Here is a 13,473-nt window from a genome sequence, read left to right on the forward strand (position 1 = left end):
ATAACAGACATAGGTAATAATATTTTTTATGTTTCAATAAATTCCTAATTTTCTATCTATTTTTTCCTATAAATCACTTTATAATACTCTTTATAATTATTTTATTATTGAGTTACATTGCGGATGTAATTTTACGTTCTTTAGAATTTTTTTGCGAGCTTTTTGTTATTAAATAAAATATTTTACGATACCGCAAAACAGAAAAGTTGATTGTATGAGAGATCTTTCAAATAAAATAAAATAAAATGCCATTAGCTTGCCAATTCACATGTTGGTTTAAAAAAGCATCTTTTAAAGCACCCAAACCCATTTCCCGACGGCACCTATGAATGATGTAATGTTAAGTCCATTTAGCAACACCATCTTCACGTTTATGGAAAAGCAAGCTAGTATCAAATCTCATACTTTTCCCCCCCTAATGTAGCGACAGCCTTTAGCACTTAAGATGGTTCATAAGAAGCATTTTTATTCTTTCTTTAATGTTTTTATCTCACGACTCCCCCTCTTTTTGACGTGCAAAAGACATGGTTTTGGTTGGTTCAATATGGTATAGGTTTAAAATGAGAAAATCTTATGACACTTGGGTCTCTCACTCAACATGACAAAAAGTAGTTTATATTTACAAATCAAAGTATTGTTCGAATAAAATAGTAGCTCTTTTGAGTAAAGGATATTTACTAGAACATATCTGAAAAATAAAAGCCTCATTCGAAAATGAGACTTTTTAAGTGTTTAATTCTGCAAAAAATTAAAATTTATAAGCTACACCTACGCGGAAATCATTCGTCTTGTAGCCCATTTCAAATCTATCATGTACAAACTTCTTTTTGCCAAAATCTGAGTAACGATATTCTGCACGCACAATGATGTTATCAGTCATTGCAAAATCAACACCACCTCCAAGGGTATAGCCAATCATAGTCTTTTTTTCATCATGGAACCAATCAGAAAAATCAACTTCCTCATTTTTGCTATCAGCTACTGTCGCAAAAATATTCTGAAGTTGCGTATAAGCAATCCCTCCAGAAACATAAGGCATCATACGTTCAAGTGCAAAACCAACTTTCACTCGCGTAGCACCAGACCATTTTTGTTTTAAAGTATGCTGTATAGCCTCAATAGGCAACGCTGGAGATTCCTCCTCATGAGAATCTCTTGTGTGACCTATTCTTTCTAAAGATTTTGATGTTTCTTCAGGTTGATTTTTTGGTAGAGGGATATCCTTCGTACTTTTTTTATTAGACCACATAACATCCGTATCAATACCTATAATAAAACCATTATCGATATCAATATTGGAACCTGCATAAACGCCCCCGATAAAACCAGAAAGTTTAGGCAAATTCTCTTTTCCAACTGGATTCCATATCCCTGTCTCTTTTTTTAAATAACTTGCAGTCGTTTTGCCTGAAAAGTTTCCAATCTGCCCTCCAAGATAAAATCCTGTCCAAGAAAAAGAAGGCGCTACAATAACAGGAACAGGCTGTTCAGGAATAACGCTATCTGCCGCCTGTACGATAGAAATTGAAATTAAAGAAAATATAGATGTTGAGATTAAATACTTTGTAATCATAATTGCTCCCCTAAAAGCTAATGTGATACATAAATAATAGTAAATCGTTTCACATTTTTTGCAAAAAATCTATAGCAAAAATGACACAGTTAAAAAATTTAAACTCCTATTTAAAAATAAAATTATTTTTTAATAAATAATTATTATAAATACTTTAAAAAAATTATTTATAATTTTCTTAAATTATTACTCTATAATAGCTTTCATAGATGGATATTTTTCATTATTATCCATAATAATATAAACAACTCCAATATCAATTTTAAAAAAATGAGATATATAATCAATAAAACTTTTTATCATATTTACTTCAATATATTTGTATAATAATAAATAATATATCCACTACCTCTATAATATATTATATAAATCTAATATGATAAAAACATTATCGAATATATTATTGTGTTTAATATCTCTAACTTGATAAATATATCTAATATAATACTACTGTTTTATAACTTCTTCATATTCTTTTATCATATACATGAGAAACATCATTCGCTAAAATTTAGTCCTTATTTCTTTTTGTATAAAGAATAACACCTAGAATGATTTTTTTTGATAGAGAAACTCTTTCATGACACTTGAGGAAATAAGTAGAGAATGGTTTTTACTCTCTAGATCTCTCAAACCTATAATGACATAAAATCTCAAAATTAATATAAAAATGGAATTAATAATTTTTAAGCTTCTATAATATCTTTTTATGATTTTATCTAATAATCGCATTCAATAATTTCATAAAAGCATTATAAAATACATTTAATGTTTCATGACTTTCGTAAAAACTGAACAGACTAATTGCCCAGTTTCTGCAATTAATTTTTCAACACGAAGCAAATCAGGTTCCCCAACACTCTTTAACAAAAGATCACTTAATCCAGCTGGCATATCATTGGGATCAAAAGAATCATTTAAGCAAAGCCGTATAATTTGACTCAAGTTTGTATAGAGACCATAGGCATAATGTAAATCAGCAACACATGACTGATTAAGAAAACTATTTGGTAAATTATCTAAAATATCTGCTGTCGTCTCTCCAATGTGAAACTCAATGACATGTGTAATAAGAGCAAATTGAGCGATAAACTCCAAATCCATAATGCCACCAGACATCGTTTTAAAATCCCACTGATTTTTGGGCGGCTTTTCTTTTGCAATTAAAGAACGCATTTCGCATACTTCTTTTGCAACTTCCTCCTTATTACGAGGAATAGCAATAATTGCGCACACTTCATTTTCTAGCCTTTGTAAAAAATCAGGATCTCCTGCAATGCCTCGAGCTCTTGTTAAAGCAAGATGTTCCCATATCCATGCTTCTTGGCGATAATATTTTTTAAAAAATGGAAAAGAAACAGCAACAGGTCCTTTATTGCCTAAAGGCCGTAACCTTAAATCAACGGCATAAAGAACACCTTGGCTTGTAAGAGTAGATAAAGCAGAAATAAGGCGCTGTGCTAAACGGGTATAATATTGAGAAATATAAAGAGGCTTTTCTCCATCAGATATTTCTGCATCCTCATCGTGTTCATAAAGCAAAATAAGGTCAACATCAGAGCCCGCTGTTAATTCGCGACTTCCAAGCTTCCCCATACCCAATATGCCAACACGCCCCCCTTTAATACGACCATGAAGACAAGAAAACTCCTCTTGAACGGCAGCAAATGTTTTTGTAATCATAAGATCAGCAAGAGCAGTAAAAGCAAAACCCGCTCTTTCTCCTGTAATTGTACCATTCAAAATTCGAATACCAATCAAAAAACGTTGTTCATCTGCAAAAATCCTTAAATGGTCGAGAATTTTCTCATAAGAAAGAACATTTTCAAGAAAATATTCAAGCCGTTTTTCTAAATACGTTTTTGTGGGTAATTCTGAAAGAATATTTGGGTCTAACATTCCATCAAAAACATGAGATCTGCGTGTAATAATTTCTGCAAGACGTGGAGCTGCACCCATAATAAGGACAAGCATATCCAAAAGAGAGGGATTAGATTGCAAAAGACTAAAAAGTTGAATTCCTGAGGGTAAACCCTGTAAAAAACTATCAAAACGCAACATCGCCTCATCAGCTCGCTTTGTCGCGCCAAAAGCTTTCAAAAGAGCAGGTGTTAATTCCGTTAATCTCTCGCGTGCTTCGGCTGATTGCGTTGCTTTATAACGACCACAGTGAAGGGTGCGCATAATACGACAAATATCACTTGCTCTTTCAAAGCCTAAACGGCTTAACGTTATTAATGTCTCTGGATCATCTTCTTCACCTGTAAAAACTAAATTACCAATTTCTAAACCAAGTTCTTGCTCATTCTCAAACAGTGCTGCATAATGCTTTTCAACAACATGAAGTGTTTTTAATAAATCGTCAATAAAACTGCTCCTATCGTGATAGCCCATTAAATAGGCAACACTCATGAATTGAGTAATATCATTTGGGAGAAGATGCGTTTGTTCATCTGCAAGCATCTGAATACGATGTTCCACATTTCGCAGAAAAGCATAACTTTTTATAAGACTATCTCTCGTTTTCTCACTAATCCAACCAAGCGCATGAAGTTCTGTTAACATCGCAACCGTCTGACGTCCACGCAATTGAGGAAAACGCCCACCAGCAATGAGTTGTTGTGTCTGAACAAAAAACTCAATCTCACGAATACCCCCACGACCTAACTTTATATTATGGCCATAAGCTGCAATTTGACCATAACTTTTATGCGCATGAATTTGACGTTTGATCGAATGAATATCAGCAATAGCAGCATAATCTAAATATTTCCGCCACACATAGGGAAAAAGCTCTTTGAGAAAGTTAAACCCCGCCCTCTTATCGCCAGCGACTGGACGTGCTTTAATCATAGCTGCGCGTTCCCAATTTTGTCCACGCCCTTCGTAATAACGCAATGCAGTCCTTACTGGTAAGGCTAAAGGTGTTGATCCTGGATCTGGACGAAGCCGAAAATCAAGACGAAAAACATACCCTTCCGCAGTACGTTCTTGAATGATACGGATTAATCGACGTACCATTTTAGAAAATATGTCGACACTTTCAGAAAGATTACCAATATGAGATGATGTTTCATCAATAAAAACAATAAGATCAATATCAGAAGAATAATTAAGTTCCCCTGCTCCTAATTTTCCCATCCCTAAAATAATTAAACCACAGTCTTTTTCTGGATTTTCGCGGCTTAGCAAATTAATCTTACCATGATCATGTGCTTCTCTTAAGAGAAAACGCAATGCTACACCTAATGCTGCTTCACCCAAACGTGTCAACCAAGCACATGAAACTTCGTAAGTAAAAATACCACCCAAATCAGCTAAAGCAATGAGAATATGCGCTTCTCGTTTTTTGCGCCTTAAAGCAGCCATTAATGAAGTTTCATTTATAGTTTCATCCTGATCAATAACTGTAATATCATCTATAATTTCGCTCAGTCTTGTTTCTATATCAACGTTTAATAAAGCACTAAGATATGATGGATTGGCAATTAAAACCTCACGCAAAAAAGGAGATAAGGTCATAACCGCACTGATAAAATCAATCTGTGTTCCATGCTCTGAAATGATGGAAACAAGCGGTTCTAAACCTTCTTTCCTTGCTTGTTCTTCCATGTCTTTTAACCATTGGGAACCACTTTTATCGAGAGGACATAAAGGGAGAAGCTGTGTTTTTAAAAAAGCTTGTTTCGTCTGCGCTCCCTTGAAAAGCATTTTGCTTTCCTTTCTATTGCATTATACTTTTAAAATAGTTGTTACGTATAAAAAGAGAAAAATGAAGAAAAATATCTTTAAGGAAATAACAAAACAGCCCTAAGCCCTGGATTTGCATTTTCAAGTAACAATTCACCGCCATGAAGCTTCATAACTGCTTTTGCTATACTTAAACCAATCCCAAAACCAGCTTGTGTACGACTTTCTTCAAGACGAACAAATCGTTCTGTTACTTTTTCACGTTTATCCTCTGCTATTCCTGGTCCATTGTCGCTCACAACAACTAATAAATGTTCATCACGATATTCCATTGATAAGCAAACTTTTGCTTTCCTTCCACCTTTAGGCGCATATTTAATGGCATTATCTATAAGATTAAAAATTGATTGCGCAACAAGCTCACGATTCAACTTAAGCTCTTTATCAAATATATCCCCCAACTGAAGTAAAACACCTGACTCTTCAGCAAAAGGTTCGTAAAGTTCAATAGCATCTTCAAGGATCAATTTCATATTCATCATCTCAAGATGCTCAATTGCACTGCTCGCTTCAATGCGTGAAATCATTAAAATTGCATTAAATGTACGAATAAGTTGATCTGATTCAGCAATAACACTATCAAGTACCTGACGATATTCAAGCTTTGTTTTATTTCCCGAAAGCGCTTCTTCAGCGCGATTTCTAAGGCGTGTTAACGGTGTTTTTAGATCATGAGCAATATTATCTGATACTTGACGCAAACCAATATTTAACTCTTCAATGCGATCTAACATAACATTAAGATTAGTTGACAGTCGATCAAACTCATCCCCTACCCCAGAAACAGGTAAACGCCCACTGAAATCACCATCCATCAAACGCTGTGATGCAGCCGTTACGTGATCAATCCTTTGTAAAGCCCTCCTGCCAACAAAAAACCATATGAGTAAAGCCCCCCCAACCATTGCAGCAAGTGCAATGATTACAGCTTTATGAATAACCGCCGCAAAACGTTCTGGCTCATCCAAATCGCGTCCGATAAGAATCTTCATAGCATTAGGCAAATCAACAACAACTGCCAAAGCGCGATGTTCACTTGTTTTGCCAGGTTCTCCAAAACGGGAATACAAAAAAGAGGTAGAAATAAAACCGCTCTGATTCAAAAGGCCTAATTCAATACGTGCAACATTTCCTGCTAAAATACGCCCCATAGGATCCGTGACAAGATAAAGAAATGCACCTGGTTGTCTTGAACGATAATTAATAGTGCGCATTAATAAAGATAACCCCCCATAATTATAAGCATTTTCAATATACTTTAATTCTTCATGTAAAGCCTTTTCAGTTTGCTTTGTTAACAATGAAACAGAAAATGCTGTCATATAAATAGAAAGCCCTGTTGCCACCAATCCAAACAATAAAATATAAAGTGCTGAAAGCCTTAACGCTGTCGTGCGCATTATATTAATCAAACGATTCATGCTTTATTATCTGGCGCTTTCAGCATATATCCAGCTCCACGTACAGTATGGAGAAGTGGAACATCAAAATCTTTTTCAATTTTGGCTCTCAAACGGGATATATGAACATCAATAACATTTGTTTGTGGATCAAAATGGTAATCCCAAACATTTTCCAAAAGCATAGTGCGTGTAACAACTTGCCCCGCATATCGCATTAAATATTCAAGTAAACGAAACTCTCGCGGTTGCAATAGAATGTTTCTATCTCCCCGTTTTACTGTATGTGCCAACCGATCAAGCTCGAGATTACTTACGCAATAAACAGTTTCTGCTTCTTTAGGATTCTTCCGCCGTTGTAACACTTCAACACGCGCAAGAAGTTCAGAAAAAGCATAAGGCTTTGTCAAATAGTCATCTCCCCCTGCACGCAACCCCGTGACACGATCATTAACTTGCCCTAATGCCGACAGGATAAGAACCGGTGTTTCATTGCCTTTAGCACGCAATTCAGCAATAATAGAAAGACCATCGCGATGCAAAAGCATTCGATCAATAACCATAACGTCATAATTTTCCGTGGTCGCTAGAGTATATCCCGTATCTCCATCATAAGCAACATCAACAGAATGCCCTACTTCCAAAAAAGCTTTTTCGAGATAACGCCCCGTCTCATGATCATCTTCAATAACGAGTATCTTCATAAAACGCATCTCCATTATTTTAGTGTGTTTTAGGACAAATTTTAATAAACATTTGTCCTAAAACCAAAGCTTTATTTTTTGAAAATTGGAAGAGCAACAAAACGATTTTGATCATTTGTTCGCACTTGTAAGAGTATAGCTTTTCGTCCTAACTGCTGAGCATTTTCGATTGTGCTAATAATATCAGAGACTCGTTTAACCGGTTTATTATTCACTGTCACAATGATATCACCAGGGCGTATCCCTTTATCTGCTGCATCTGAATCGGAATCTACATCGGTTACAACCAACCCTACACCATCATCAGAAGGAATAACAATCAAACCATAATCTTCCAATGTGTCATCTAAATCACCGCGTCCACTTGAATATTTTGAACCCTCTTCTTTACTTTCATCTTCAGACATTGAAGCAAGTTTGACTTTGATATTCTTCTCTTTACCTGATCTCCAAATCCCTATATCAACCGTTTCTCCTGGTTTAATATTTGCAATACGTCTCGCTAACTCACGCGCATCGGCAACCTTTTCATTATTCACTGAAATAATGACATCACCAGCCTTAATACCAGCCTTTTCTGCTGGTCCCTTTAACGGATCAGTAACCAAAGCGCCCTTTGCTTCTTTTAGACCTATTGAATCAGAAATCTCCTTTGTTACCGGCTGAATCTGAACGCCTAACCAACCACGCTGAACTGAACCTTTTTCGATAAGTTGCTGTACAACCTGTTTGACAGTCGTTGCCGGAATAGCAAAAGCTATCCCAACGTTTCCTCCAGAAGGAGAAAAAATTGCTGTATTAACCCCAACAACTTTTCCATTAAGATCAAAAGTTGGTCCACCAGAGTTTCCTCTATTAACAGCGGCATCAATCTGAATAAAATCATCATAGACACCCGTGCCAATATCACGTCCGCGCGCTGAAACAATCCCTGCTGTTACAGTCCCACCAAGGTCAAATGGATTTCCAATGGCAACAACCCAATCTCCAACACGAAGCTTTGAATCATCTCCAAAATCAACATAGGAAAATTTCCTGTTATCATTCACTTTTAGTACGGCAAGGTCGGTTTTGGGGTCTTTCCCAATGAGCTTTGCATTCAATTTTGTCCCATCATCAAGAACAACAGAATAACTTGTCCCCTCAGAAATTACATGATCATTGGTCACAATGTAACCATCAGACGAAATAAAAAAACCCGATCCAAAAGCGACAGGACGGAGTCGCTGCGAATGATTGGGAAAATTATTTTTAGGTTTATCAAGATCATAAAACTCTTTAAAAAGCCTCTTCAAAGGGTGTTGATCTGGTAATTGATCAATACCCGGCCCACTAAAAAAGTTACTAAAGAACCAATCTTTTTTCTTTTTATTGCTCTTTACTTGTACTGCAACAACTGCTGGCTTCACTTGAGCAACGATATCTGCAAATCCCTGTTGTGGTATTAACGAAGTCAATACAGAACTTGCATGAGCTTTTGTCGTCCACAAGCTTGATGTACATCCACTAAAAAACAGTGCACTCTCCAATACTGCGGAAAAACTTACTGCAACAAATGTTTTAAAGAATGTTTTTTTTAACATTTATTCTATGCTCCTATTCAATCATTCCTTTATCCCAATTTTGATAACTTATAAAATACCTGACCTTACCGTTTTGTGTCTAAATTATTAAAATTTTGTAAGGTTTCAGTATTCCCCAATATAATACGATAAGGTTGAATGTTCATTGCAGATAATCTGAATTTTTTCTTTATATGTGCATCATTTTTAATGCAATGGCATTTTTGATTGTTCTTTTTCATTCACATAATCCATTATTTTTTCACTATTATACCGTCTTAATTGGAAAAATATGACACTGGCACCAATGATGATAATTATCAAAGGCGAAAACCATAAAAACCAAGTTTTTTTATTCAATGGTGGTTTCAAGAGAATAAATTCACCATATCGTTCAACAAGAAAGTCAATGACTTGCTGATTACTATAACCCATTTTTAATCTTTCCCGAATGAAAAGCCGTAAATCACGTGCTAAAGCAGCATCTGAATCATCAATTGATTGATTTTGGCAAACAGGACAACGTAAATGCGATGAAATATCTCGTGCGCGCGATTCAAGAATTGTATCCTTTAAAATCTCATCCGGCTCTACTGCTGTAGCTAATCGAAAAGGATACGCTGCTATAAAAAAAAATAAAATCCAACGAAATTTTTTCATCTCAATGTCTTCTCTCAAAATTTAAAGCGCGCAGTACCCTGTGGTACACGCCAATGCGAAACCAATACCCCAGAAGAGAAAGACAGCCTCCCATAGCCATTATGAAAGCCCCTAACCAAATACATATTACATAAGGCTTCCACCATATGTGCACAACAAGACCCCGATTATCGATCTGTCCCGGCACAATATAGAGCTGCGATAAGCCATGATTTTGAAGACCAACTTCCGTTGTTGATGTATTTTGACTTGAATAAAATCGCTTTGAGGCTGTTACATGACCAACAATATTTTTATTTTCATATACTTTAAAATAAAACTCCATTGCCGAATAATTTGAACCAACACCATCATGCATTGCATCAAAATAAAGAGTTTTATCCGCTATTGTCACCCTATCTCCTATATTCATGGTTAAAATACGTTCTTGCCCAAAATTGGCCACACAAACAATGCCAAATAATGTAACGCCTAATCCCATATGTGCTATTGCGGCACCAAAAACAGACCATGGCAATCGCAAAAATCTCTTAATGCGTATTAAAAAATCTGTCTTGCCATATCCACTCTTTCCCCACAGATCCGCTAAACTGCCTAAAAAAACAAATGCTGAAAGCCCAATGCCTAAAACTGCAAAAATATCATGCAACGATGTCGCGTAAAATGTTATAAAACAGATGATACCAACCAATACAAAAACAAACCACAACCGTTCAAAAACTGCGAGAAAATCACCGCGTTTCCATGCCATCATTGACCCAAATGGAACAAACAACAACAGCAAAAGCATGAGCGGTCCACAGGTAAGATTAAAAAAAGCAGCTCCTACAGAAATTTTTTGCCCTGTTAACATCTCAATAAAATAAGGATAGAGCGTACCAATCAATACGGTTGCTGTTATTGTTATGAATAACAAGTTATTTAAAACAATAAATCCTTCACGTGAAATTGGTTGAAAAAATCTTTCTGTTTTAAAAATAGGAATGCGCAAAGCAAAAAGAAGAAAAGCTGCTCCCGTAAAGAAAAATAAAAGGGCAAGAATTGCCTGCCCCCGTGCTGGATCAATAGCAAAACTATGAACAGAAACTAAAAGTCCCGAACGAACAAGAAAAGTCCCCATCAATGAAAGAGAAAAAGTCAGTAGTGCCAAAAACAAAGTCCAACTTTTTAATATTTCTCGTTTTTCGAGAACGAGAATAGAATGTAAAAGAGCTGTTCCTGAAAGCCAAGGCATCAACGAAACATTTTCAACAGGATCCCAAAACCAATAGCCTCCCCATCCTAGCTCATAATAAGCCCAATAAGAGCCAACCATAATACCCAATGTCAAAAAACACCAAGAAAGTAAAAGCCAAGGACGAATCCAACGCGCCCAGATTCTATCAATATGCCCCATAATCAATGCAGAAACTGCAAAAGAAAAACAAAGTGAAAAACCAACATACCCTAAATAAAGCAGCGGTGGATGAATTGCTAACGCAACATCTTGTAAAAGAGGATTGAGACCATTTCCCTGCAACGCTGGTGGATTCACACGTAAAAATGGGTTGGATAAAAACAGAATAAATAAAAGAAAAGCACTTGTAATCCAACTTTGGCAAATTAAAATGAGTGTTTTAAAATCTTCTGGTAAATGTTGGCTAAATAACGCCATCAATGCACTAAAAAAAGCGAGACTTAAAACCCATAACAACATAGAGCCTTCGTGGTTGCCCCAAACACCAGTAATTTTATAGAGCATCGGTTTTTCTGAATGAGAATTCTCAACAACATTCAAAACAGAAAAATCAGATACGACATGAGCGTAAATCATCACTAAAAAAGATAAGAGCAATAATGTAAAAGTGATGTATGTTAGAGGAACAGCTGTTTGCATTAACAAACGCTCTCTCCACCAAAAACCTAAAGCAGGTAATAAAATCTCTAATAAGCTTACTGCAAATGCTGCAACTAAAAAAATATGACCCAATTCAACAAGCACAATCGAATTATTTCTCCACACTGTAATGTTTTTTCAAACGATCAGCTGTTCCTTTAGGCATATAAGTTTCATCATGTTTTGCTAAAATACGCCTACCTATAAAAAAACCCTGTTTATTAAAATGTCCTTCGATAATCACTCCCTGACCTTCACGAAAAAGATCAGGTAGGATACCATTGAAAACCACTTTTTTACGCTCTACGCTATCCGTTACAAAAAAAATAACGCCCATCTCTCCAACATATTTAACAGTTCCCTTTTCAACAAAACCACCCAAACGCAAAGGGCGCCCCGTTAAAATATCTTCTCTTGTAATGTCAGAGGGCATTCTAAAAAAACTGACCGCATTACGCATTGCATAAACTATGAGACTTGCTGCAATCGCCATAACCAAACAACACAATAAGATGATGAGTAAACGCTCTTTTTTTCGCTGCTTTAAAATAACCTTCAACGAAGTAGAATTTTTTAAAGATTGATTGTTCATAGACACTCTACAAAAAAATTTTAAACACGTTAAACACGTTATATAAGCATCCATTTCTATATTTTATTTTTTAAGAGTTTTGCACATCTTCTCTATAGGTGCAACTTTTTATCCAATCTCTCACCTTTGCTAATAAGCTTACCAATAGCTTTCTTACTTTTTGCACCAATTTTTATTTAATATATAACCACTTATATTGCGCCTCTTTCCATTCTTCATTTCTGTTCTTTAATCGTCTCTACACATACCTTTCCCTTCTAGAATGCCCCCTCTTTTATCTTCCTAAACAGCTTTTCTCATCTCAATTGACGCCTATTCCTTTTCTTTGTATGGCCCACTCGATAAATTACGTAACTGAATCATCATTTTTTCAACACGTGATCGTCCTGCAAAATCTTCAGGCATTGTATCAAGAAAGCTTTGCAAAAATTGCACTGCCTGCACAGTTTTTCCTGCTTGATGAAAGGCATCGGCCAACAATAAGCGCGGATAAAAATCTGTTGGCGCTAAATCCGCTGCTTTTTGAAAAGCATTTTGTGCTTCTTGCGTTATCATTCCTCCTTCATAACCAACCAATGCTAAACCATATCCTACAAGTCTTGGAGCTGTCTCTCCATTCAAACGAAGTGCATCTAAATAAGCATTGACCGCCTCTTGAAAATGGCGCTCTTCAAGATACCCTACCGCTAACGCATCTGCGAGCTTGCCATCACGAGGTGAGCGGAAAAACAGCACTTGTAAGCGAACAAGCTTTTCTTGCTGACTTAGAATTTTAGGATCTTTATCCATTAATTCGCTAAAAAAATAGCTTTTCACTTCCGGATTGCCTGTCAGCCCATAAATACTCCATGTGATGAGAAGAACAAACAAAACACTTAAGTCCTTAAGAATATTCCTTTTTTTATAATGCATATAAAGCTTGTTACACTCAATCGTATGCCTATGACTTCTATCACCATCCATGGTTTGAACTTTTCCTTCTTTCTTTATCCTATCGTCAAAACGAAGTGAAAGAAAAAGAATACCTGCCAGAAAAGCCAGAAAAAATGCTGCAAAAATGAGTAAGAGCATATCACTTTTTTCCAATACGAACAGAGAATCTCTCGCTTACCTTTTATCCTCTTCATAAGAAGAGTGATGCTAAATGATAAAAATCATTTTTTCATGGAGTACATTATAAACTTATATAAAATATATTGTTCATTTTTCTCATATAGATCACCTCTATCAAGAAAACAAAAACAAGGCTTTATTTTCATATTTTGATTATAAATACAAATCTTCTGAAATACCTCCCTACTTTTTTGTATTGTCTGAAAATATTGCTTTACACACCTTATAGATGTTTTCTGATAG

Annotated in this window: 9 protein-coding genes; all 9 read right to left on the minus strand. The window is 35.7% G+C overall.

Annotated elements, in window-relative coordinates:
* Positions 1-748: 748 nt before the first annotated feature.
* The 9 genes from ACFIMQ_RS02590 to ACFIMQ_RS02630 all read right to left on the minus strand — a co-directional run bounded on the left by ACFIMQ_RS02590 (position 749) and on the right by ACFIMQ_RS02630 (position 13,188).
* Positions 749-1,573: an outer membrane protein gene (locus ACFIMQ_RS02590; protein ID WP_375616055.1), complete on the minus strand. Its 825-nt coding sequence runs from the start codon at positions 1,571-1,573 to the stop codon at positions 749-751.
* A 765-nt stretch (positions 1,574-2,338) separates the two neighbouring features.
* On the minus strand, positions 2,339-5,284 hold the full coding sequence (locus tag ACFIMQ_RS02595; RefSeq protein WP_375703324.1) for a bifunctional [glutamine synthetase] adenylyltransferase/[glutamine synthetase]-adenylyl-L-tyrosine phosphorylase: 2,946 nt from the start codon (positions 5,282-5,284) through the stop codon (positions 2,339-2,341).
* A gap of 77 nt (positions 5,285-5,361) precedes the next feature.
* Positions 5,362-6,744 carry a sensor histidine kinase gene (locus tag ACFIMQ_RS02600; RefSeq protein ID WP_375616053.1) on the minus strand — a complete coding sequence of 461 codons (1,383 nt, stop codon included), beginning with the start codon at positions 6,742-6,744 and terminating at the stop codon, positions 5,362-5,364.
* Positions 6,741-7,427: a winged helix-turn-helix domain-containing protein gene (locus ACFIMQ_RS02605; protein ID WP_375607776.1), complete on the minus strand. Its 687-nt coding sequence runs from the start codon at positions 7,425-7,427 to the stop codon at positions 6,741-6,743. The genes ACFIMQ_RS02600 and ACFIMQ_RS02605 overlap by 4 nt, the downstream gene beginning before the upstream one ends.
* A 71-nt stretch (positions 7,428-7,498) precedes the next feature.
* The gene (locus ACFIMQ_RS02610) at positions 7,499-9,010 is read right to left on the minus strand and encodes a Do family serine endopeptidase (protein WP_375616052.1); all 1,512 of its coding nucleotides are present in this window, start codon (positions 9,008-9,010) and stop codon (positions 7,499-7,501) included.
* 186 nt (positions 9,011-9,196) lie between these two features.
* Entirely contained in the window at positions 9,197-9,649 is a 453-nt protein-coding gene (locus ACFIMQ_RS02615) for a cytochrome c-type biogenesis protein CcmH (protein ID WP_375703325.1), read from the minus strand.
* 1 nt (position 9,650) lies between these two features.
* Complete coding sequence (locus tag ACFIMQ_RS02620; RefSeq protein WP_375703326.1) at positions 9,651-11,630, minus strand: heme lyase CcmF/NrfE family subunit; 1,980 nt, start codon at positions 11,628-11,630, stop codon at positions 9,651-9,653.
* 7 nt (positions 11,631-11,637) lie between these two features.
* Complete coding sequence (ccmE, locus tag ACFIMQ_RS02625) at positions 11,638-12,117, minus strand: cytochrome c maturation protein CcmE (protein WP_375703327.1); 480 nt, start codon at positions 12,115-12,117, stop codon at positions 11,638-11,640.
* A gap of 312 nt (positions 12,118-12,429) precedes the next feature.
* On the minus strand, positions 12,430-13,188 hold the full coding sequence (locus tag ACFIMQ_RS02630; RefSeq protein ID WP_375616048.1) for a tetratricopeptide repeat protein: 759 nt from the start codon (positions 13,186-13,188) through the stop codon (positions 12,430-12,432).
* Between the last annotated feature and the right edge of the window lie 285 nt (positions 13,189-13,473).

The organism is Bartonella sp. AD13SXNS (assembly GCF_042196465.1).
Classification (GTDB): domain Bacteria; phylum Pseudomonadota; class Alphaproteobacteria; order Rhizobiales; family Rhizobiaceae; genus Bartonella.

What these genes read in the sequence shown, in the direction of transcription:
- ACFIMQ_RS02630 (WP_375616048.1), bottom strand. Translation starts at nt 13,188, where the DNA reads ATGCTCTTACTCATTTTTGCAGCATTTTTTCTGGCTTTTCTGGCAGGT.
- ACFIMQ_RS02590 (WP_375616055.1), bottom strand. Translation starts at nt 1,573, where the DNA reads ATGATTACAAAGTATTTAATCTCAACATCTATATTTTCTTTAATTTCA.
- ACFIMQ_RS02605 (WP_375607776.1), bottom strand. Translation starts at nt 7,427, where the DNA reads ATGAAGATACTCGTTATTGAAGATGATCATGAGACGGGGCGTTATCTC.
- ccmE (WP_375703327.1), bottom strand. Translation starts at nt 12,117, where the DNA reads ATGAACAATCAATCTTTAAAAAATTCTACTTCGTTGAAGGTTATTTTA.
- ACFIMQ_RS02610 (WP_375616052.1), bottom strand. Translation starts at nt 9,010, where the DNA reads ATGTTAAAAAAAACATTCTTTAAAACATTTGTTGCAGTAAGTTTTTCC.
- ACFIMQ_RS02615 (WP_375703325.1), bottom strand. Translation starts at nt 9,649, where the DNA reads ATGAAAAAATTTCGTTGGATTTTATTTTTTTTTATAGCAGCGTATCCT.
- ACFIMQ_RS02595 (WP_375703324.1), bottom strand. Translation starts at nt 5,284, where the DNA reads ATGCTTTTCAAGGGAGCGCAGACGAAACAAGCTTTTTTAAAAACACAG.
- ACFIMQ_RS02600 (WP_375616053.1), bottom strand. Translation starts at nt 6,744, where the DNA reads ATGAATCGTTTGATTAATATAATGCGCACGACAGCGTTAAGGCTTTCA.